This window comes from Sedimentitalea xiamensis (assembly GCF_030164465.1).
Classification (GTDB): domain Bacteria; phylum Pseudomonadota; class Alphaproteobacteria; order Rhodobacterales; family Rhodobacteraceae; genus Sedimentitalea; species Sedimentitalea xiamensis.
Genome location: NZ_JASNJE010000010.1, coordinates 102992 through 124864, shown reverse-complemented (window position 1 = coordinate 124864; position 21873 = coordinate 102992). Strand labels below are relative to the sequence as shown.

Sequence of the window (21873 nt, the reverse complement as noted above, 5' to 3'; positions counted from 1 at the left end):
TTGCAGCCGATCAATCAACGATCAATATTGTGTTTCCGTCTATTGATTGAAGAATCCTATCAATTTCGCGTGGACATCTTTCGCGCCGTTCGCATCAGCGCGTCGAGCACCGGCGTATGCGGTTCTCGATAAGGAGCCACAAGCCCCACCGAATGCGCGGGCTCGGGTCCGTGCAGCGGGACAAGTGCCAGTGAATTCCGCTGCGCCAGGAACTCCGCCATGTCTTCCGGCAAAACTGTCAGGCAATCGCCCCGTTCGACCATCGCCGCAAGAACGATTGTGGAGTTCGATTCGATCCAGGTTTCGGGTGCCGTGTCGACGGCGGCGAAGTTGCGGTTGATGATCCGGCGGTTCTGCATGTCGGGCGCCAGCAAGGAGAGCCGCGCGCCGCCGACCTCGTCCCAACCCACGCTGTCGCGTCTCGCGAATGGTGAGGTCAGAGGACAGACCAACATGTAGTGCTCCTCGTAAAGCTGTACGGTGCTGACCCGTCCCATCGGCTCGTTGTCGAGATAGGAAATGCCCGCGTCGATCTCCAGGTTGTCGAGCATCGCCAGGATCTCGATCGAAGTGCGGGAAAGGATTGTGAACCGGACGTTCGGGTGCTTCTCGCCGAATTCGGAGGCAAGCCGCGCAACCCAGGTCAGCGCCGTCGGGATCACGGCGAGCCGCAATTGCCCGGAAAGCCCTTCCCTCTTGAACCGCATTTCCTCGCGCAACTGGCGCGCATCGCCGACGATCTTCCGCGCCCAGACCAGCGCCGTCTGACCCTCCGGCGTCAGCCCGCCGAACCGGGACGCACGGAAGACGAGCAGGACGCCAAGTTGATCCTCAAGTTGCTTGATGCCGGTCGACAATGTCGGTTGCGTGATCCTGAGACTTTCCGCGGCACGACCGAAATGTGCCTCTCTCGCGAGAGCGATAAACATTTCCAACTTATCGAGCATGATGTCGTATCCAGATTAAAAGTCGGACTTCTGATATAATTTCGGAATAATATCGCGGATTCAATACGCCTTGCGCAGGTACTGCCTCCGAGAACCGCATCGGGCAGCGTGGCCCTTGGATAGCGTCTCACGGCTGTCGGCATGCGCTGGCTCCGAAGCCACACAAGGGCTTGAACAATCGGATCGAAGGATCGCATCGGCCGACACGCAAGCGAGAGAAACTCATGGACCGGTTCAAGCCGCCCAGACATGCGCAGAGATTTCCGGCGTCTCATGACCAGATCAACACGATCTTCCGTCCCCGCCGCTGTCGTCTCTCCGCCACATCATACCGCCACGCCCGATCCGACGCCTTCGATATTTGGAGCATCTACACACCCGAAATGACCGCCTGACAGAAATCGTTCAGGCCGCATTCAGGCGGGTGCAAACAAGTTGGCAATGCCGCTATGCCGCCAACTGGAACTTCGTCGCCGCTCTCATCGCCTCGAGATGATTGTCCACAGCCCCTGAACGGAAGCATGATCGTTTGTTGAAAACAATCATTTCTGATAGTCAGCGTAGCGGTACCGATTGGTATAGGGGCAAATGATGACAGGATTGCCGGAGGTGGATCTCTGGGCGAAGCTGACCACGATATTTGGCGTCTATACGATGCCGTTGGTATCGACGCTGGTGGGGGTTGCGCTCTTCATCCTCGCCCCGCGCATTTTAGGGCCGGTTGCCAGTCCCGACAGAAAATCATTGCAGATCAGCTTGTTGCGGCTGGTCACGGTCGCCTTCATCCTGTTGCAGTTAGCTGATCTGGTGTTTCACAAGCTGTTGGAGGTGGATTACGATCGACTGCTATTGCGCGCCTCAGCATCGATCGTGTTGATCTATGGCATGATGGTCGCCTTCAACATCCTGGCTCGGTTGCTTGAGGCGAAATTCGGCCGCAGTCGCGAGATCGATGGCACCAAAGTCACACAGGCCTCATATCACAGCCGCATGGCGACACTGGTGATGATTGTGATCATGCTGCTGTGCGGGTTGCTTGCGCTGTTACAGATCTGGAACCTTGGCAGCCTGATCGAGCGAACCGGCTTCATCGGTATCATCGCCGCCTTCATCTTTTTGACCCATTCAGTGTGGTTTCCGGACATGTATTTCGGTTTGACCCTGCTCGGATCATCGATGGCCAACGAAGGCGAGACCATCCGTTTCGACAGCGACGGACCGATCTACATCATAAACCGGCTGACCCCATTTTATGTGCTGCTGCTCAATCTCGACAGCAATGAACGCGTCATCATGCGCAATGCCAAATTGTTCGAGGGCACGATTGAGAACCTCAACAAGCGTGCCTCGATCGAGGGATTGCGGCGACGAGTCGAACTGAAGATCTCATACCCCGAGAATGAGTCCGTGGCAGAAAACCGCGAGGCACTTTTTGCAAGGGTGGAGGCAGCGGTCGGCGCCACTTTCGAGGCACTGGCCGAGCGCAAGGATCTGCATGTCAATGCCAATGTGCCGATGACCTGGCTCTTGGCCGATGCGGGTGATTTCGCCCTGCAAGTGTCTGTATTCTTTCACCTTGACCCCTTGCCCGAGACCAAGCTGACCAAGGTGGTGCGGCGCTACCTGCGCTGGACCCCGGCTGCGGTTCGACACCACTTGTACGAGGAATGCGCTACCCGCGGTCTGTATCTGGCAACCCCTGGTTTGTTGCAAGTCTCGACCGGCCAGGAGACGCCGGGTTTCGTTGTGGGCAACCCATGAGACAGTCGCAAAGCCTGCTTCCCGGCAAACAAGCGGCACCGTGCATTTCGCGGCCAACCAAATGCTTCGCGCGATGGACCAATTCGTGAATCTGGCTGGCGTTCGGCAGCCGCTTGCTGAGTTGCAACGCAACGAGCGTGGGCCGGCAGGGTTTCGAGGAGATGCCCAGCCTTCTCCATCAGGCATTTCGTGTCTGCAGGTTTGTGAAAAGCCGCTTTGTCGAGCACCAGTGAGAGTTTGAAGATGACGGCATCCACATTTCAACTGGTCGCAAGCGGCGTCCGGCGGTCACCGCGCTTTCAGCTTGACGGCTGGAAATTCCAGGGGAGGAGTTCGTCAATGCGGTTTTGCGGGTACGGGACCATTCCGACACAGCGACAGCTGGAGCAGGCACGCGTTTCACTGAAGAACCCGGTCGATAGTCTGATCGTCATGCGATGGATGGCGAATTTGCTGTCGGGATCGGAAAGTGCGGATTTCAAAACAGATTTCGACACCTGCAGCGAGTATTCAGACGCGACTTCGCGAGATCAACCCGTCCGGTGAATCGCTATTTTCCAATGTCCTTGAGAAAGTCGCGAAGTTTGCGCCATCCTGAACCTATGAACTTCGCGCATTTGCCTTGTCCACGACCTGTGCCCGGACACGATGATCGGGGAGCTTCTTCCTGTTCCGCCACCTTTGCAAGGCCCTGGCAATAGAAATGGCATACACCAAAACCCGCCCCTTGACGTTGATATCACGTGGTCAAGGTGAATTCAGCACATTCACCCAGAATGGAAAGCGGCCCGTTGTGTCAATCCCGCACCATTCTCAACAAAACGATCCCTTGAGGATACCCCGTGCCATACATCCCGGCTGTATGGACACTACGGGATTACTCGACATTTCCAACAACGAGATTTTGAGAAATCTCAAACTGTTCCGCGCCAAGTGAAACCAGGATCTTGCCATCCGAAACCCTGCTTTCGCTCGCCCCGGCCTCCTCGCCGGACTCGATTTCGGCATAGGCCAGTTCGCCATTGGCAAAATGCAGGACTCTCTCGCGCTCCTCGGATTCATAGATCACGAGCACCGCGGAATGATTTCCATCTCGCGCAATCCCGAAATCGCATAGCCCGTCATCCCCTCCGAGCCGGCAGGGCAGAGTACCGATATTGTCAAACAACCCTTGTTGTGCCCGCACGGCGGCCGGGGCCGCCTGGAGATATTCGGCTGCGGCCCAACCGGAAATTCCCGAGGCATCGATGAAAGCGATATTGCACCAATCATGATCGGCCCCGGTCTTGCAACCCAGGTTCCGAAGCAGGGTTCCGGGCAGGACGCGCGTCACGACCGGCTGATCCGTGCCCGGCCCTCCGCGGATGTTCAGCGGACCGCTGAGACCATGAGTGTTGACGTAACCTGCGTCGAAAACCGACGGCGCATCTTCAGCGAGTTCCAGCCGATCATCGCCGCGCGACAGGGTGAATGCACCGGAGAACGGATCGTGACTGAATGCAGTCGCACCTTGCAGCAGTTGCAGGATGGTTCTTTCCTGCGACGCCAGATCCTCACCCGGGCAGGCCATTTTCGTCACGGCCAGCGGCTTGGTAATGACAAGGTTCGCGTTCTCAAACCGGCCTTCGCCGTGGAAATTGTTGCAGCCGGTATTCCCCGTGATGCCACCGTCTGCATCAAGTGAAATTCTCGCTTCGCCCAGGGTAGTACTTCCATTCACCGAAACGATGGTCCATTCACCTGCAGCCGCCACCGCAGGCAGCAGCACGAGCAACAAGGCAAACAGGGGTCGAAACGGGTAAAGCAAAGACTTGTTCATTGTATTGATCCTCGATGGTATTGGCCGCGATCGGCAGGCGGAAACCGTTCCGGGTGTTCCCGTTCCATTTGCTTCCCGCCAACGGGCGATCAGGACATGATGACGAAATCGCGTTGCGAGCGGCTATCGGGATGCAACGGCAGGTCGGTCATGATGTAGATCATGCCGGGGTGAAAGCGTTTGCGGATCTGTTGGGAAAAGGCCTCATCCGTGCGGACACGTTCAAGATCCTGCATTTCAGCACTTTGGGAGGTTCCGTATGTGAGTGCTTGCCAGTGCATCCCCTGCGCGCCTTCATGTGCCCCCTTCAGGACATAGACATGTGCACCCAGCGGATCTCCATCCCAGATCAGCGGCCCATCCGCAATCTCGACGTCATTTTCGATGACAACGATGCGGCGGTCATGTGAGGAGGCAATCATGGAGGTGATCGGATAGGCGTCGTCCAGCGTCCAGTCGGAGGGATGCTTGCGCCCTTCCAGGGTGGAGACGACATGTTCGAACTCCGTCTCGGCATGGTTTGCGAGGATCATTCCCGGATGCACGACATCCACGGGAAAATGGTGTTCATCCGCGATGATCACCGGCGTGCCCAGATGGGTGATCTCAAAGAGCAGGGCCGAGAATTTGAGCGGCAGGCGCACGCAGCCGTGGGAGGCCGGATAGCCCGGCAGATTCCCGGCATGCAGGGCGATACCGTCCCATGTCAGGCGGTTCATGTTCGGCATCGGCGCGTTGTTGTAGGTCGAGGAACGGTGATCCCGGTCTTTCTGAAGCACGACAAAGACACCCGTCGGGGTTTCGTGCCCGGTCTTTCCCGTCGAACAGGTTGAAACGGCAATCCGGATTCCGTTCCGATAGATGTGAACCCGTTGATCGGTCAAGGACACGATCACCGCAACCGGGCCATAGGGCTGACGCTCCGGATGCCAGGTGAATTCCCCCGGTTTCAACTCGTGGAGTTCCTTGTAGACGTGCTGTCCGACCAAAGGGCCTGCGAGAAGTGCCAAGGCGGCACAGGCCGATCCTGCAATCATCGTGCGACGGGACAGGGAGGTTCTCGTGGTCATGCTCAGCCTTTTCTTCTTATGCGGGGTAGGAGATCGTCGTGATATTGCGGCGCAGCTTGGTGCATGTAAACTTGAAAATCCGGCGGTCCCGGCTGCTTGCTGCAATGCGAATCGTCATATCAAAACTCGGTAGAATTAGGGTCAGAATTCATGACCATCAGATGACGGTTGCCGCGAGCGCGATGGCGAAGAGGAAGACTTTCGGACATCTGTCATATCGTGTGGCAATGCGCCGCCAATCCTTGAGCCTGCCGAACATGATCTCGATCACTGCCCGGCAGTGCATTGCGCAGCAATGTCACGAGAGGGGCGGTTTCGCCGTTTGTAGCGTCGCTTGTCGTATTTCACCGGTTTCTTCCGCTGTTTCCGGGCTGGGATGCATGCAGGTATCCCTTTGTCTTTTAACGCTTCCCGGAACAGGTCAGCGTCATATCCTCGGTCTCCGAGCAGCCAGTCGAGGTCCGGCAGGCCGCTGAGCAGCGCCCGCGCTCCGACATAGTCGCTGATCTGAGGGGAGATCTGCCGGTAAGCGGGCCGGCATTTCTTGCCCCGAACGGGCAACCCTATGTGGCGCGCGAAAACGGCGGCGGGCAGATGGCGGAAGCGTTCGCCAAGATCCGGGACGCCGCCAAGCTCGGAAAGGATGTGGTGCCTTATGCTCCGCGCCATACCTGGGCCGCGTGGTTCTACGCGCAGGCCAAGGATTTCCGGCGCCTTGTCGATCTCGGGGGCTGGAACAAATCGGACACTGCGAACCGGTATTGCAAAGTCGCCCAGAAGAACCTCGGGAATCGGCTGCTCCAGCACGGATGGGATTTCCGCGAGGATGTCGGGGGTCCTGTCGTATACGGCGAACTGGTGACCGTTCGGAAGTAATTGCAATTCGCCCGGGGGATGTCCTCCGGGCGATTGTCATTTTCTCGCCTGAGACGCATGGTCCGCGGCATGTCAGATGATTCCGCGGCACACCCTATCGTTCGTCCCATCCACATCCTTGCCGGTCTCGGAACTCTCGAGCGGGCTGAGATATGCCAGATCATCGCCCTCCTCGAATGCGTCGATGGCCTTTTTCTCGCCAAGGGAGCCGTGGCCGGCATGACTGCCAAGCTCGGTCTCGAAACGGATGCCACCGCAGAACGCCTACAGGCAGTTCAGAATGATCTTGCCAGATCGTCTGCCACGGATGCCGCGCTGCGCTTCCGGCTCTGGTCGCGATTGACCGAGGCCATGGCGTTGCCGTTGGTTGCTCCCCTTTCGACGAAGTCCGCCACGCGATCGGCGTCTGCCTTTGCTGTTCGAGTTTCCGAGAGGCTGACGCCCTCGATCCGAGCCCGCCACAGGAGGGCCCATCGCAAGGAACCTGACGGCGGCATTGCCGAACTGATTGGAGGGAAGGCCGCAGACTACTGGAACTCGGCGAAGGCTGCCATGGTCGCGGAGCCATCTCTGCCGTTTCCCCAGATCGTAGCTGAGGAGATGCTGGCGCTTCTCTCGAATGACGAGGTTGTCAAGGCCGCTGCGAAGGGAGCCGATCCCAAGATCGCCGAGGCCCTGCGGCAAGGTCAGGCTCGAGCGCGCAATGCCATGGGGGCAAGTGTAACATGGGCCAGCCTGGCTGCGCTCGTCGCCAACGCCGGTTTCTTGCCCTACATGCTGGCCGCGCAGCTCAGCGCGGTCATCCCGTTGGTCAGCGGTCCCGCCCTGGTCTCGCTTCTGGCGACTCTCGTCAACCCCGTGACCGTCTTCGTGGGCGTTGCCGCGCTCGGATGGCTCGGGATGGGGCGCGGTTCACGAGTGGTGCGCAGCCAGCTGGCTGCCCGTCTCGCGGTGCTCATGGCGGCACAAGGCACGCAGCGCGGCGAGACAGGCCTGGATCGATTCCTCGCGGACATGCGCAAACTCGACCGGGAGCCAACCGGTTCGTTCGACTGGATGCCTGTGAAGGATCGTGTAGACATGCGCCGCCGCGTCGCGACGCTTACCGGTCGCCTGGCCGGGCCACTTCCGGCGCCGGCGGGACGGCCTCCGGAGCCGTGGTCGTCGAAGAAGGTGACTTCCGATTTCCCGGATGCGCTCGCCGTATTGAGCCTGACCGCTGGGGAGATGCTCTGGCACGCCGCAGCGATTGACCCCAACGTCATGAAGGCCGCCGACTTCTCCCGCTCCGAGGATATAGGTGATCCCATGGCTTTCGCCTGCAATGCGGGTGATTTCCTTACCTTCGGGGCCGGATGGTCGCTGCGGGGATACACCGCCGAGCGGCTGGTCATGGACAAGCTGATCGCCGACGGTCACGATGTCCAACTTGCCGAGGCGAGCAATACACCCGGTCTCGACCTCATGGTCGACGGGACGCCAGTCCAGGTGAAATGCGGGACCGCGCTTTCGAACCTGACCGAGCATTTCGAGAAATACCCGGACATCCCCGTGATCGCCAATGCCACCCTTGCCGAGGAAGCCGTGGCAAGCGGTGCGCCCTGGGCGCATCTCGTGACGACCATTCCGGGCTTCGAGATCGCGAAGATCGAGGAGCAGGTCGCAGAGACACTCGGTCATGCCGCCGACCTGGCTGACCCGGACATCCTACAGTTCGCGCTCTCCATAGGTGTGCTGCGCGGGGGCATCGAGGTCGCCCGGGAGCGGATTCCGATTTCCGACCTCCCCGCCTGGCTCCTTCTCGATGGCGCTTCGCGCGGCCTGCTCGTATTTGCTGGTGGCAACGCCGGGGCCTGGTTCGGGCTGATCGCGATCGGTCCGGCTGGCGCGCTCATCCTCGGCCCCGCGATCGGCGCGGCGGCTCTCCTGGGAAACAACACCCTGAAGGGCTACGCCCAGAAGCAACTCAAGGCAGACTGGCACGAAGAACTGAAGCGAGACGCTGAGGAACTTCATGGGAGTATCGTCGCGGCCCTCGAGCGCCGTATCGCCCGACTGGAAAAGAGATCTGTCATCTTTGCCAGCAATGGCTTGCAATCTGATCTCGATGCCTGGATGGCCCAACGGACCCAAGATGACCTGATCGCCGCACTGGAAGACCGTGCCAGCTTCAGCGACGCACGCCCGAAGGCCGAAGCCGATGCGATCAGGTTGCTGTTCAGCGCGCGCGAGATTGCGCCGGCCGACGCTGCTGTGTTGTCGCGCATTCACGAAGTCGAACAGAAGATTGCCCGAAAGCCGGGCCTGAAGGCTGCCATGGCGGAAGCGGGCCGCCCCGCAGGGGACGTTCTGCGATCGCGTCTGAAAGGGTGTTGGTTCGACCGCCGGAAAACGGAAGTCAGCGACAACGAGCCATAGCCAGAGTTGGCAAGGATTTGTCATTCGAAGAGTTTTCGGGGTTTTTGGGAGGAAAACACCTTGTTTTATTGAAGGTGCCTGCCCTCGTGGCAGGAGAGCGCCTTCGACCACTCGGCCACGTCTCCGCTGACCCGTCCAGCGGCGTCGCCACGGGGAAACAAGGCGAAATTGCGCATCGGATGAAAAGTCCCGGACGGCCGGCGGCCAAGAAGACCGCCACACTTGACCTGTTGTGCGGCATCGCGCACACCGAAAGCGAAGGGCGTTTCGGATCCGCACCGGCGGTCCGTTGCCGACACAGCGTTTGCAGGCAGGACCCATGCGCAACAAGACCGTCTCCGCGGCCGAGGCCGCCGCCCTGATCAAGGACGGTGACACGCTCACCACCTCCGGCTTCGTCGGGATCGGCGTTCCGGACGAACTGCTGGCCGCGATTGAGGCGCGGTTCCTGGACACCGGCCACCCCAGGGATCTGTCGCTGCTCTTCGCCGCCGGCCAGGGCGACGGCAGGGACCGGGGGCTGAACCGCCTGGGTCACGACGGGCTGCTGAAACGGGTTGTCGGCGGCCACTGGGGGCTTATCCCGAAACTCGCCGCGCTGGCGGTCTCCGGCAGGATCGAGGCCTGGAACCTGCCGCAGGGCGTGGTCAGCCAGCTCTACCGCGAAATTGCCGCGGGCAAGCCGGGCATGCTGTCCAGGGTCGGGCTGGAAACCTTTGTCGACCCGCGCAACGGCGGCGGCGCGATCAACGACCGCTCCACCACGCCACAGGTCGAACTGCACGAGATCGGCGGCGAGGAGATCCTGTTCTACCCCGCGCACCGGCTGACGGTGGCGCTGCTGCGCGGCACCACCGCGGACGAGGCCGGCAACGTCACCATGGAACGCGAGGCGCTGACGATGGACAACCTGGCCCAGGCCATGGCGGTGCGCAATTCCGGCGGCGTCGTCATCGTGCAGGTCGAACGCATCGCCCGCGCCCGGACCCTGCCCGCCCGCGAGGTGCAGATCCCCGGCATCCTCGTCGATGCGGTGGTCGTGGCCCGCCCGGAAAACCACGTCCAGACCTATGCCACCAGGTTCAACCAGGCCTTCACCAACAGGACCCGGCCGCCCGCCGGGGAAATCCCGCCGATGCCGCTGGACGCGCGCAAGGTCATCGCGCGGCGCTGCGCCTTCGAACTGCCGGTGAACGGCGTGGTCAACCTGGGCATCGGGATGCCCGAAGGCGTCGCCGCCATCGCCGCCGAGGAACGGCTGCTCGACCACATGACCCTGACGGCGGAACCCGGCGTGATCGGCGGGCAGCCGGCGTCGGGACTGGACTTCGGCGCCGCCGTGGATTGCGACGCGGTGATCCCGCAGAACAACCAGTTCGACTTTTACGACGGCGGCGGCCTGGACATGGCCTGTCTCGGGCTGGCGCAGGCCGACGCCATCGGGAACGTCAACGTCTCGCGTTTCGGGTCCAGGCTGGCGGGGGCCGGCGGCTTCATCAACATCAGCCAGAACGCGCGGTCACTGGTCTTTGCCGGCACCTTCACGGCGCAGGGGCTCGACATCGCCATCGCCGACGGCGCCATCGACATCCGGCGCGAGGGCAAGACCCGCAAGTTCCTGAAAACCGTCGAACAGGTGACCTTCTCCGGACGCCGCGCCGCGCGGCTGGGCCAGCCGGTGCTCTATGTGACGGAACGCTGCGTCTTCGCGCTGACGCCGGAGGGTCTGACCCTGACCGAGATCGCCCCCGGCGTGGACATCGACCGCGACATCCTGCGGCTGATGGAGGTGCCCCCGATCGTCGGCGAAGTCACCCCGATGGACCCGCGGATCTTTGCGGAACCGGAAATGGACCTGCGCACCGACCTCTTGCACCTGGACATGTCGGACCGGGTCGCGGTGGACCCGGAGACCGGGCGGCTGTTTCTCAACTTCGAGAAGATGCGGGTGCGCAGCCGCGAGGACATCGCACTGGTGCGCCAGCATGTGTCCCGCGTCTGCGAACAGCGCCCCGGACGACTGGACGTGATCGTCAATTACGACGGCTTCCGCATCGACGACGGGCTCGAAGCCGACTGGGCGCGTCTGGTGACCGACATGACCGGCCGCTACTACAACACCGTGTCGCGCTATTCCGGCTCTGCCTTCCTGCGGATGAAGCTGAACAAGGCGCTGGCCGATACCCGCACCCATATCTTCGAAAGCAGCGAACAGGCCCGCGCCTATCTGGATGCGCACAGGGCCTGATCCGCGATCCGGCCACAGCGCGAAACGCCGCCGCCCGATGGCCTTTGCGGCGCCGGTTTTCCGCCGCCCCGTCCCGGCGGATCGCAGGCGCCGGAACCCGGCCAACCGGCACCCGAACGCATCGGCGGAAATCTGCCGATACAAGCTATGGTGGTAGATTTGTGGCCGCCACTCGTGCCAGACTCAAAACCACATAGAAGAAATTTTTTTGAGCGACTCATACAGGTTAGTACGTCCGGTCGAGCCTTAGCGAAAGGCCACGGAATGACCACACCCTTGACACCCGGAGTTTACGTCAGCGAGGCCCCCGGGGGCGCGCGATCCATCGAGGCGGCACCTACCGCCGTGACCATTTTTGTCGGTGAAACCGAACGCGGGCCGGTCGGTCCGACGCCGATCACCAGCGCGATACAGTATCGACGATTGTTCGGCGGCTACCTGCGCGAGGACGCCGCAAACACGACCGCGCGGCTGTTCATGCCCTTCGCCGTGCAGGGCTTCTTCGACAACGGCGGGCCGCGGGCCTATGTTCTGCGGCTCGTCAACGGGACATCCGCCACGTCGACGCTGGCGGTCGGCGACGGAACCGACACCGCCGCGATCAATGCCCGCGCGGCCGGGGCCTGGGGCGACAACATCCGCATCGCCATCGTGAACGCCACCGACGGCGACGCGGACCGGTTCAACCTGCATGTGTTCTATCAGGCCCCCGGCGAAGCCAACCACACCGAGGTCGAATTGTTCGAGGGCCTGTCCGCCGATCCGCTGGACGAAAAATACATCGTCGACCAACTGGCGCGCTCCGCTTTCGTCACCTGGAGCGGCGCCGACGTGTTCCGCCCGGACAACGATGGCGACCCGGCGGCGACGCCTCCGGGGACCGCGCTGGCGGGCGGCGACGGCGGCGACGGCGCGGTGGCGGCGACGGGCTACGCGGCGGCGCTGGCGGCGCTGGACGGGCTGGACGACGCGGCGCTGATCGTCTGCGGCTCCGACCTGATGCTGAACGCGGCGGATGCGGCGGAACACAACGGCATCGTCAACGCGCTGCTGGCCTATGTCGAGGCCCGGCCCCAGCGCGACCTGTTCCTCGTCGCGGACGCCCCCCGGTCGATCGCGCAGAGCGACCCGGTCGGCGCGGCGGTGACGGCGGCGCGCAGCAACATCAACGCCTCCGATCACCTGGGGCTCTACTGGCCGCGCATCGTCGTGGGCGATCCCATCGGGCTGGGACGCAATCCGCAGCTGGCGATTCCGGCGGCGGGCCATGTCGCCGGGCTTTACGGGCGTACCGACGGCCGGCGCGGAGTCTGGAAGGCCGCCGCCGGGGTCGAGGCGACGGTGGCCGGCGCGACCGGGCTGGATTTCAACGTCATCGACCGCGACCAGGACCGGATGAACCCGCATGGGCTCAACGCCATCCGCACGGTGCCGGGCGCGGGGCGCGTGGTCTGGGGGGCGCGCACCCGCAGGCCGACCACGGAATGGCGCTATGTCAACGTGCGCCGCACCGCGATGTTCCTGCGCCGGTCGATCTACAACGGGATCCAGTGGGCGGTTTTCGAAGGCAATGACGAAACCCTCTGGGCCGCCCTGCGGCAATCCATCGGCGCTTTCATGGACGCCCAGTTCCGCAATGGCGCCTTTGCCGGGGCCACCGCCCGCGAGGCCTATTTCGTCAAGTGCGACAGCGACACGACGACCCCCGACGACCAGGCATCGGGCGTCGTCAACGTGCAGGTCGGTTTCGCGCCGCTGCGCCCCGCCGAGTTCGTGATCGTCACGCTCTCGCAGAAAACCGCGACCAGCTAAAGGAGCGCCCCCATGCCAATGTTCAATGTCAACGCGCACCGGATCGACCCCTACAAGAACTTCCGCTTCCAGGTGGTCTGGGACGGGCAGGTGGTCGCGGCCCTGTCCAAGATGTCGGCGGTCAAGCGGACGACCGAAGCCATCGAATGGCGCGCCGCCGGGGATTCCGGCATCGTGCGCAAGATGCCCGGCCGCACCAAGATCGAACCGGTGACGCTGGAACGCGGCCTGACCCACGACAAGCAGTTCCTGAACTGGGCCAACCAGGTCAACAACCCGGACGGCAATGCCGCCAACTCGCTGTTGAACTACCGCAAGACGGTGCGGGTGATCGTGCACAACATGCAGGGCACCCCGGTCATGGCCGTCAACCTGCTGCGGGCCTGGGTCAGCGAATTCCAGGCCCTGCCGGAATTCGATTCCAATGCGAACGCGGTGGCCATCGAAACGGTCAAGCTGGAATGCGAAGGCATCGTGATCGACGACTCGGTGACGGAACCGGCGGAAACCTGAAGCGGCGCGCGAGCCTGCGGGGAAGGGCGATGAAACAGATCACGGGAACCGACGAGATGCGCTTTCTCGGCGGCGGTGGCGGCGACGCCGCCCGGCTGGCCGATCTCGCGCGCCGTCTCGGTCTGATCGCGGAGGGCGACGACCCCGGCCTGCCGGCCTGGGAATCCTGCCTGCTGGACCTGCGCCGCGCCCTCAGCGGCCCGCGCGTCAGCGCCGAACTGACCTGCCCGGACTGCGGCGAAGGCGTCGCGCTGATCTTCGGCATCGACGACCTGCCGCGCATCGCGTCCCCGGCGGTCGAAACCGCCGCCGGGGCGGCGCTGCGGCCACTGCGGCTCAGCGACCTCGTCGCGGTCGAAGCGTCGGGCGGCGACCGTCTCGCACAGCTTCTGGCCCGCGCCGCCGGCCGGGACAGCGGCTGGGCCGCCGGGGTTCTGGCCGGTCCCGACCGCGACGGCGCGGTGACGGCGCTGGAACGGGCGGTTTCGGGGCTGGATCTGGAAATCGGCACCCGCTGCACGGAATGCGGATCGGCCATCGTCAGCCCGTTCGACGTTCAGGCCTTTGTCGGCGCCGAACTGGAGGATGCGGCGCGGCGCCTGCTGGACGACGTGCACCGGATCGCCAGCACCTATCACTGGTCCGAACAGGACATTCTGGCGCTGCCGCGCAGCCGGCGCATGGCCTATCTCGGGCGCATCGACCGGGACGCCCTGCAGCTGGAGATTACCGATGTCCGCCGCTGACCCCCTGCCCCTCGGTCCGCGCCTCGCGCGGCTCGCGGGCCGGTCTGCCGACGCGGTCGCGCCGGTCCTGCGGCCGGCCGTGTCCGGGGTCGTTGCGCCGCCGGAACCGGCCCTGGCCGCGCCCGATCCCCGGACCGCCGCTAGGCCACCGGTCGCGCGGACGGACCCCGACCCCACGGCACCGGCAGAAACACCCGCCGCGGACCCGGTCGCCGCGGACCCCGCGCCCCCGGCAGCGCCGACGCCGCCCATCGTCTCCGGCGCAGTCCCGCCCCGGCGGGAAGCGACCGCGCCGGTCGCCGCGCAACCGGCCCGGACCGGATCGCGCGACCCCGCTCCGGACCCTGCCGCACCGCATTCCACGCCGCCCCGGCCCAAGGCGGACCGGCCAGCCCGCGCGGCCAGGACCGCTACGATGACGGCCAGACCGGCCCCGCCGCCATCGCCGCCGCCCGTAACCCCGGTCGCGCCCCCCGCGCCCAAGCCGCCCGCGCCGCGCCCGCCCGTCGCGGATCTCCCGGCGGAACCCGCCCCGCAAGTCCCGCCGCCGCAGCCACCCCGCGCGGCAACGGCCGCCCCGCCGCAGAACCACGAAGCCACGGTCGCGCCGCCGCCTGACCGCCCGGCGCCCCCGGAAGACCGCGCCCCGGTGCCACGGCCCAGGGCCGCGCCCGCGCCGCCGCAGCCCCGACACGAACCGCCCCGCGCCACAACGGACCGCCCCGGTTCCGAAACCGGCCCGGACAGCCCCCGGCCAGAGGCGGCCCTACCCGAAGACCGGACCCCCAAGGCCCCGCCCGCCCTGCGTCCGGTGGCCCCACGCGGCCCCGAAGCGCCGCCGCAGGATCGTCCGGCCCCACGCGCCGCGCCGCCGCCTCCGCCGCAGGTGCGCATCGATATCGGCGAGGTCGTGATCTCGTTGCGCGCACCGGACCGCAAGACGCCGCGCCCGGCCCTGTCCACGGCCCGGCGCGCGCCGCGCGCCCATGCGATCCCCCTGCCCGGCGCCTGGGAGGATTGACCGGATGGCGGTGTTCGAGAACCTCCACGATGTCGGGCTGACCCTTGCGGGCTATCTGCGCCGCAACCTGTCGCCAACGCTGGCCGACGTGATCGCCGCGCCGCCGATCGAGAACGCCACCGGGTCTTCCGAAGCCATGCGGGTGTCGCTGATGTGGGTGACGCCGCAACCGACACACCGCAACGACCCCTGGGTACGCGGCCCGGACGGGCAGGAACAGCCGCCCCCGGTGAGCCTGTCGGCCTTCTACCTGGTCACGGCCTATGGCACCACCGCCAGCGGCGAACCCAGCCAGGCAATCAACCGGCTGGGCCAGGCGATCCAGATCTTCGAAACCGGACCGATCCTGTCCCTGCCGCTGGCGGACGACCCGGCGACGACCGAACTGGACCCGACGCCCGGCACCGGGCGGATGACGGTGGTCTTCGTGCCCACCGCCGCCGACCTGATGGAAAAGATCTACACGCCGCTCCAGATGCGCCACCGCCCCTGGGCGCTGTTCGAAGTAGGACCGATCCAGCTGGCGCGGCTCGACCAGCCGCGCCCCGCGCCGGACGTGGTGCGCCCCGGCGGCGTGCGGCTCGGCGGGGTCGCGCCGATGGCCCCGCCGCGCATCCTGCGGGCGCTGCCGCAGAAACTGCGCGCCGGAGGGCGGCTGCTGCTCGACACCCTGGAAGCGGGCGCGGCCCAGACCCTGCGCCTGGGCGGCGTCACCTTCACCTTTGCCGACACGCCCGCCGCGCCGCTGGAAATCGCCCGCCCGGACCCGCTGGGCCGGGTCTGGCTGACCTATCCCGCCGCCGAGCCGGCCGGCGACATGGACGCGGTGCTGCGCGGCCCCGCCGCCGGCTCCGATCCGGAGCCGGTCACGGTGCAGCCCGCCGACACGCCCGGCGTCGATGCCCCCGTGGACCCGCTGGTCCTGGGCGCGACGCTGACCCTGACCGGCGGCGGGCTGGCGGCGACCGACCGGGTGTTTCTCTGGCCCGACGCCGGGATCCGCAACCCGGACGAAGCGCTGGACATGGCGCCCGCCAGCGTCTCCGCGACCACGGTGACGGTCGATGCCGCCGCGCTGTCGGATTTGCGCGCCATCCCCTACCGGGTCAGCCTGCGGCAGGCCAACGGCACCTATACGCCCTTTGTGCTGCTGGAGGTGTCGCCATGACCGGGTTCGACGCCCGCGTGACCTGGATGCGCCAGGCGGCCCTGCTGGCGGCGGAATGCCTGGTCCGGCTGCCGGCGGAGGCGCTGATCGACCCGCACGGCCCGCATCCGGCGGATGCCGCGCAATGGGCCGCGCTCGCCGCACGGGCGCCGGAGGCGACGCTGGCGGACTGGCTGCTGGCCGCGCTGGCCGCCGCCGAACGCCACCCGGACGCCGCGGCGGCGTTTTCCATCCTGGCCGAAGACGAACGGCTGATGCTGCCGACACCCGCCAGTTTCGCCCGGATCGCCGCATCCGGCCTCGGCGCCGCCTACAACGCCGCGCTGGCGCTGGCCCTGTGCGACACGGCGCTGGCCGCCGAGGGGTTGATCGAACGGGTGGACCCCGCCGGGTCGGCCCGCCCGCTGGCGCTTCAGGGGCTTCGGCTGACCGCCCGCCACGCGGCGCTGGCCTTCGGGGCGGCGGCGCCGCTGCCACGGCTGGAAACCGAACCCCGGCCCGAGCTTGTCCTGTCCCCTGCCGCCGCCCGCACGGCGGCGCAGAAGCTGAAGGCTGACGGCATGGTCTGGGTCCGCGGCCCGTCGCGCCGGATCGCGCGGCAGTTCGCGCTCGATATCGGCGGCGCGCTCGGGCAGGACGTGGTATTCCTGCGCGCGACCGAAGGCGCGGTGCCCGACCTGCCCGCCGGACCGGCGCTGGCGGCGATCGACCTCTTCGGCGTCGCCGCCGCTCCTGGCCTGCCGCAGGACGCCGCCGCGGGTCTCGTGGTGATCGCGCCGCAGCGGATGGACCACCCCGGCTTTGCCGCGGTGGACGCGCCGTGCCCGGATGCGGCGGGGCTCGCCGCGCTCTGGCAGACCGTGCCGCTGCCGGCGGCGGACCGCGCCGCGCTGGCCCGCCGGTTCCACCTGACCCTGCCCGAACTGCGCGCCGCCCAGGCAGAGGCCGAGACGCTGCTGTCGATCCGCCACCCGGCCAACGGCGTACCCGCGCCGCCGCCGGACGCTACAACGCTGGCGCAGGCGATCCGCGCCGACGGGGCGCGGCGGATGGGGCCTTCGGTGACGCTGGTGCAGAGCGACGTGACCCTCCGCGACCTGGTGGGCGGCGAGGACATGCGCGCGCAACTGCGCGACGCGGTGAACTGGCATCGCCATTCCGCCCGCGTCTGGCAGGACATGGGCCTGCCCTGGGACGCCGCCGACGCCCGCGGCCTGTCGCTGCTGTTCTCCGGCCCGCCGGGGGGCGGCAAGACCTTTGCCGCGCGCTGCCTGGCCAATGAACTGGAATTGAACCTCTATCGCATCGACCTGAGCCAGGTGGTGTCCAAATACATCGGCGAAACCGAAAAGGCGCTGGCCCGCGTGTTCGACGAGGCCGAGGCCGGGCATGGCATCCTGTTCTTCGACGAGGCCGACGCGATCTTCGGCAAACGGTCCGAGGTCAAGGACGCGCATGACCGTTACGCCAATATCGAGGTCGGATTCCTGCTGCAACGGATGGAAAGCTTCGACGGGGTGATGATCCTCGCCACCAACCTGCGTTCCAACCTCGATCCCGCCTTCTTGCGGCGCATCCGTTTCGTCGTCGACTTTCCGATGCCGGGCCGGGCCGAACGGCGGATCCTGTGGGACCGCAACCTGCCCGCCGCCGAATGGCGCGACGCGGCGCTGGACCTGGACGAACTGGCCGCACGGTTCCGCCTGTCCGGCGGCAACATCCGCAACGCCGCGGTGGCCGCGTCGCACCTGGCCGCCGCCGACCGGAGCGCGGTCGGACCCGGCCACCTAGCCCGCGCGCTGATGCGCGAACTGGAGAAATCCGGCCTGCCGCGCGGGGCGAGCGACCTCGGCGCGCTGGCCCGGCACCTGGAGGGCTCCGCATGATCCCGCCATTGGTCGTGGAAATCGGGCAGATGCGCATCGACGCGACCGGCAGGCCGGAAGACGCGGCGCGGATCGAAACGACCCTGCGGCAGGGGCTCGACCTGCTGGCGGAACGCCTCGCCCATTCTCCCTTCGCCCGCGATCCCGCCGTGCTGCATACCGCGATCGGGCAGATCCGCATCGACGATCTCGGTGTCGAGGACTGGCTGGGCGACCGCGGCGCGGCGCGGGTCGCCGACATCCTGTATCAACGGATCGCCGAAGGAGGAGCCGCCTGATGGCCGACGACCGGATTTCCTTCCAGCAGGGCGCGCTCGCGGTGTTCGATCAGGACGCATCGGGCGCGATGGGCGCCATGTCGCGGTTCATCCCGTTTCGCTTCAACCCCGAGGAACTGTCGCGCCAGCTCACCATCGAACAGGCGCAGCAGCAGGGGCCGCAACCCGGCGGCGGCGGCGGGGCCTCGGACGGCAATGCCGCCGATCAGGGTGCGGATGCCGACAGCGGCAGTCTCAAGGAAGCGTTCAGCGTCCTGCTGCGCTTTGATCTCGCCTATCGCGAGGAACGGTCGACCGGGATGCCGGTCGATTACGGCATCCTGCCCGAGGTCTCCGCACTCGAAGACCTGCTGCACCCGGTGGAAAGCGCCACCGACCAGCCCTCGGACGGTTCCGAACCCACCCGTGCGCGGGGTCGCCGGCCGCTGGTGCTTTTCGTCTGGGGCGAACGCCGGGTGGTGCCGGTCAAGATCGTCGGGATGGCGATCAACGAAACCAGCTTCAACGGCCAGCTCTACCCGACCCGCGCCGAAATCGAAGTCTCGTTCGAAACGCTGGGCGAAGCCGCCGCCCGCGACAATACCCGCGTCGCCAGTTCGCTGAAGTTCACCGCCGACAACCGCCGCAAGATGGCGCGGATCTATCTCGACACCACCGCCTCGCAAGGGGCCAACATCAACCTTCCGACCTGAGGACGCCATGCCCGTCGACCGCAAGAGCCGATACGTCAAATCCCCCCGCGTCAGCTGGCCGCGCCGGGACGGGTCGCTGGTGGAGCTGATCGGCCAGACCCCCCGCCCCGACCGCGAGTCGGTGTTCTCGACCACCGCCACCGACAGCGACCGGCTCGACAGCCTCGCGGCCCGCTATTACCGCGACCCCGCCAAGCTCTGGAAAATCGCCGACGCCAGCGACCAGATCGACCCGTTCGACGTGGTCGAACCCGGTGCGCCGATCGCGATCCCGCCCGACAAGTAGACCCCGCAGCAGGAAAGGACGAACAGGAAACCGCATGCCCGCAGCCCGATTTGCCATCTACCGAGACGACATGCCGCTTGGCGCCCGCGCCGCGGCGCGGCTGACCGAACTGGATCTGCGCCAGGGCGACGACGCCATCGGGGTGATGCGCCTGCGCTTCTCGCTGGCGCAGGGGGCGGACGGCACCTATCCGCTGCTGGACGCAGAGGGCATGGAACCGGGCACGAAGCTGTCGCTGTCGCTGGCCGCGCCGGGGGGATCGGACCAGCGCGTGTTCACCGGCTATCTCGCCTACCTGCGCCCGCATTTCGAGGCGATCGAGGCCAATTCCTATCTCGACATTGTGGCGCATGACCCGGCGATCCTGCTCAATGCCGAAGAACGGGTGGCCAGCTACCCGGACGCCTCCGACACCGATGCCGCCGAAGAGATCCTGGGCCGCTACGGGCTGGCGATCGACGCCGGGCAAAGCGATGTCCGGTCCGCCGAGGACGACCAGATGCTGATCCAGCGCGGCACCGACTGGGCGTTCCTGAACCGGCTGGCGGAACGCAACGGCTTTGCGGTGCATTTCACCGTCGATCCCACCGACGGCACTCCGAAATGTTACTTCGGCCCGCCCGATCTTGCCGCCGAACCGCAGGCCGACCTGACCGTCCTGCGCGAGAACGCCAACCTGACCTGGATCGATTTCCAGGTCGCCCATGACCGGCCCGCCCGCCGCGTCGGAGCGGCAATCGACACCCTGGCCAAGCGGCTGGTGCGGGTGGATACCGAGACCAGCGTGCCGGTGCTGGGCGAACGGCTGTTCGCGCAGGCCGCCGCCGACGGGCTGGCCCGCGCCGCATCCGTGACGCCGGTGCGGTTCCTGCGCGGGGCGATTCCGCGCGACACCGCGCTGAACGCCCAGGCCGCCGGGCAGATGGCCGCCGACAGCCAGGTGATCGAGGCGCGCGGCGAACTGGATCCGGGGCTCTACCGCAACCTGCTGCGCCCGCATGCGCCGGTGCTGATCAAGGGCGTCGGCGACCGGCTGTCCGGGGTCTATTACGTCCGCTCCGTGCGCACGCTGATGCAGCAGGGCGAACTCACCCAGACCTTCGTCGCCGTGTCCAACGCGCTCGGGCGCACCGGGCAGGAAGATTTCGGCCGCTCCGCCGAAGAGGAGCCGGCCGCATGACCCTGGACGAACTCGCCCGCGCTTTCGAACGGCTGGTGGAAAACCGCTACTACGGGAAATATCCCGGCATCGTCACCGATGTGGACGATCCGAGCGGCGTCGGCCGCCTGCGCGCACGGGTGCCGGAAATCTTCGGCGAGGACACGCCATCGGGCTGGGCCGTGCCCGCCGCGCCGGTCGGCGGCGGCGCGAACCGGGGGTTCTTCGCGCTGCCCGACGTGGGCGACACGGTCTGGATCGAATTCCAGGCCGGCGATCTCACCCGCCCGATCTGGGCCGGCACCTTCTGGGGGGCGCCCGGCTCCACCGGCGGTCAGGACGACCTGGGCACCGCCAGCGGCTCCGAAGCGCCCGAAGGTGCCGACAGCCCGGCCGGACCCGGCCAGAACGTCTGGCGCACCTCGGCGGGCCACCTGATCTCGCTGGACGACGAGGGCGGCGTGGTGGTCGTCGCCGAGGCCGCGGGTGCCGAAATCCGCATCACCGCCCAGGGCGAGGTCACGATCAAGGCCGACACCATCAAGCTGGGCGACAGCGCCGGCCAGAAACTGGTGCTGGGCGATGCGTTCCAGACCCTGTTCAACAGCCACACCCACCCCACCGGCGTCGGTCCATCCGGCCCGCCCGCGCAACCGATGACCGCGCAGCACCTGTCGCGCGTGTCCAGTACGGAGTGATGCGATGCTGAACCCGTCCCAACTGTCCGACATGCTGGCCGCAGACTGGCTGATGGACGACTCCGGCCCGCATCCGGACAGCGTCGCGCAATCGGCGGACAAGTTCGCCGGGACCGTCACGACCTGGTTTTCCGCCGCCCTCGCCGGACCGTTCCCGGTGACGACGGCACAGGCCTTCCGCCCGATCCTGACCGCGCTGGCGACCCCGGCACTGATGGCGCAGAACCCGACCGCGGCGGGCAACCTGCTGGCCACGGGGGTGGCGGTCTACATGACCGGGCAGTCCTTCGGACCTGGGTTCTCGTCTCCGCCGATCGCCCAGCCGCCCGCCGCCATGATGATCGGGACCGCGTTCTCGGTGCTCGACCTAGACCGCGACAGCCGCGCGCAGATGATCGCGACGGCGATCCACCTGCTGGCAATCACCTCGTTGGTCAGTTTCATGATCCCGCCCTTCGCCGCGCCCGTCACTTGA

General features: G+C 66.2%; 18 protein-coding genes and 2 pseudogenes. 16 read left to right on the top strand and 4 right to left on the bottom strand.

Annotation, left to right across the window (positions count from 1 at the left end):
- Nucleotides 1–59 precede the first annotated feature (59 nt).
- Nucleotides 60–947: a LysR family transcriptional regulator gene (locus tag QO034_RS10580; RefSeq protein WP_284485499.1), complete on the bottom strand. Its 888-nt coding sequence runs from the start codon at nucleotides 945–947 to the stop codon at nucleotides 60–62.
- A 155-nt stretch (nucleotides 948–1102) separates the two neighbouring features.
- Between QO034_RS10580 and QO034_RS10575 the strand changes: the two are divergent.
- Together QO034_RS10575 and QO034_RS10570 are read left to right on the top strand one after the other, a co-directional pair.
- Nucleotides 1103–1342: pseudogene (locus QO034_RS10575) on the top strand (IS6 family transposase); the annotation flags it as partial.
- Nucleotides 1343–1538: 196 nt separating this feature from the next.
- Nucleotides 1539–2708 (top strand): hypothetical protein, encoded by a 1170-nt coding sequence (locus QO034_RS10570; protein ID WP_284485498.1) that lies wholly within the window; start codon nucleotides 1539–1541, stop codon nucleotides 2706–2708.
- A gap of 877 nt (nucleotides 2709–3585) precedes the next feature.
- On the opposite strand, the gene QO034_RS10565 is transcribed toward QO034_RS10570, so the two are convergent.
- From QO034_RS10565 to QO034_RS10555, 3 genes and pseudogenes are all read right to left on the bottom strand, one after another.
- A complete protein-coding gene (locus tag QO034_RS10565; RefSeq protein WP_284485497.1) occupies nucleotides 3586–4527 on the bottom strand; it encodes an META domain-containing protein in 942 nt (313 codons plus the stop codon).
- 89 nt (nucleotides 4528–4616) lie between these two features.
- Complete coding sequence (locus QO034_RS10560; RefSeq protein WP_284485496.1) at nucleotides 4617–5597, bottom strand: L,D-transpeptidase; 981 nt, start codon at nucleotides 5595–5597, stop codon at nucleotides 4617–4619.
- A gap of 157 nt (nucleotides 5598–5754) precedes the next feature.
- Nucleotides 5755–6107 (bottom strand): annotated as a pseudogene (locus QO034_RS10555) (transposase); the annotation flags it as partial.
- Between the two features lie 435 nt (nucleotides 6108–6542).
- On the opposite strand from QO034_RS10555, the gene QO034_RS10550 reads away from it, so the two are divergent.
- From QO034_RS10550 to QO034_RS10485, 14 genes are all read left to right on the top strand, one after another.
- Nucleotides 6543–8891 carry a hypothetical protein gene (locus tag QO034_RS10550; protein WP_284485495.1) on the top strand — a complete coding sequence of 783 codons (2349 nt, stop codon included), beginning with the start codon at nucleotides 6543–6545 and terminating at the stop codon, nucleotides 8889–8891.
- A gap of 319 nt (nucleotides 8892–9210) precedes the next feature.
- On the top strand, nucleotides 9211–11139 hold the full coding sequence (locus QO034_RS10545) for an acyl CoA:acetate/3-ketoacid CoA transferase (protein ID WP_284485494.1): 1929 nt from the start codon (nucleotides 9211–9213) through the stop codon (nucleotides 11137–11139).
- Nucleotides 11140–11403: 264 nt separating this feature from the next.
- Nucleotides 11404–12951 carry a phage tail sheath family protein gene (locus QO034_RS10540; protein ID WP_284485493.1) on the top strand — a complete coding sequence of 516 codons (1548 nt, stop codon included), beginning with the start codon at nucleotides 11404–11406 and terminating at the stop codon, nucleotides 12949–12951.
- 12 nt (nucleotides 12952–12963) lie between these two features.
- Entirely contained in the window at nucleotides 12964–13464 is a 501-nt protein-coding gene (locus tag QO034_RS10535; protein WP_284485492.1) for a phage tail protein, read from the top strand.
- Between the two features lie 29 nt (nucleotides 13465–13493).
- A complete protein-coding gene (locus QO034_RS10530) occupies nucleotides 13494–14210 on the top strand; it encodes a hypothetical protein (RefSeq protein WP_284485491.1) in 717 nt (238 codons plus the stop codon).
- On the top strand, nucleotides 14197–15231 hold the full coding sequence (locus QO034_RS10525; RefSeq protein ID WP_284485490.1) for a hypothetical protein: 1035 nt from the start codon (nucleotides 14197–14199) through the stop codon (nucleotides 15229–15231). The genes QO034_RS10530 and QO034_RS10525 overlap by 14 nt, the downstream gene beginning before the upstream one ends.
- A gap of 4 nt (nucleotides 15232–15235) precedes the next feature.
- On the top strand, nucleotides 15236–16399 hold the full coding sequence (locus tag QO034_RS10520) for a Pvc16 family protein (protein WP_284485489.1): 1164 nt from the start codon (nucleotides 15236–15238) through the stop codon (nucleotides 16397–16399).
- The gene (locus QO034_RS10515; RefSeq protein WP_284485488.1) at nucleotides 16396–18285 is read left to right on the top strand and encodes an ATP-binding protein; all 1890 of its coding nucleotides are present in this window, start codon (nucleotides 16396–16398) and stop codon (nucleotides 18283–18285) included. Before QO034_RS10520 ends, QO034_RS10515 begins: the two co-directional genes overlap by 4 nt.
- Nucleotides 18282–18563: a hypothetical protein gene (locus QO034_RS10510; RefSeq protein WP_284485487.1), complete on the top strand. Its 282-nt coding sequence runs from the start codon at nucleotides 18282–18284 to the stop codon at nucleotides 18561–18563. Before QO034_RS10515 ends, QO034_RS10510 begins: the two co-directional genes overlap by 4 nt.
- Complete coding sequence (locus QO034_RS10505; RefSeq protein WP_284485486.1) at nucleotides 18563–19255, top strand: hypothetical protein; 693 nt, start codon at nucleotides 18563–18565, stop codon at nucleotides 19253–19255. Before QO034_RS10510 ends, QO034_RS10505 begins: the two co-directional genes overlap by 1 nt.
- 7 nt (nucleotides 19256–19262) lie before the next feature.
- Nucleotides 19263–19541 carry a hypothetical protein gene (locus tag QO034_RS10500; RefSeq protein ID WP_284485485.1) on the top strand — a complete coding sequence of 93 codons (279 nt, stop codon included), beginning with the start codon at nucleotides 19263–19265 and terminating at the stop codon, nucleotides 19539–19541.
- A gap of 34 nt (nucleotides 19542–19575) precedes the next feature.
- Complete coding sequence (locus QO034_RS10495; RefSeq protein WP_284485484.1) at nucleotides 19576–20721, top strand: hypothetical protein; 1146 nt, start codon at nucleotides 19576–19578, stop codon at nucleotides 20719–20721.
- Nucleotides 20718–21398 carry a phage baseplate assembly protein V gene (locus tag QO034_RS10490; protein WP_284485483.1) on the top strand — a complete coding sequence of 227 codons (681 nt, stop codon included), beginning with the start codon at nucleotides 20718–20720 and terminating at the stop codon, nucleotides 21396–21398. The genes QO034_RS10495 and QO034_RS10490 overlap by 4 nt, the downstream gene beginning before the upstream one ends.
- A gap of 4 nt (nucleotides 21399–21402) precedes the next feature.
- Nucleotides 21403–21873 (top strand): hypothetical protein, encoded by a 471-nt coding sequence (locus QO034_RS10485; protein WP_284485482.1) that lies wholly within the window; start codon nucleotides 21403–21405, stop codon nucleotides 21871–21873.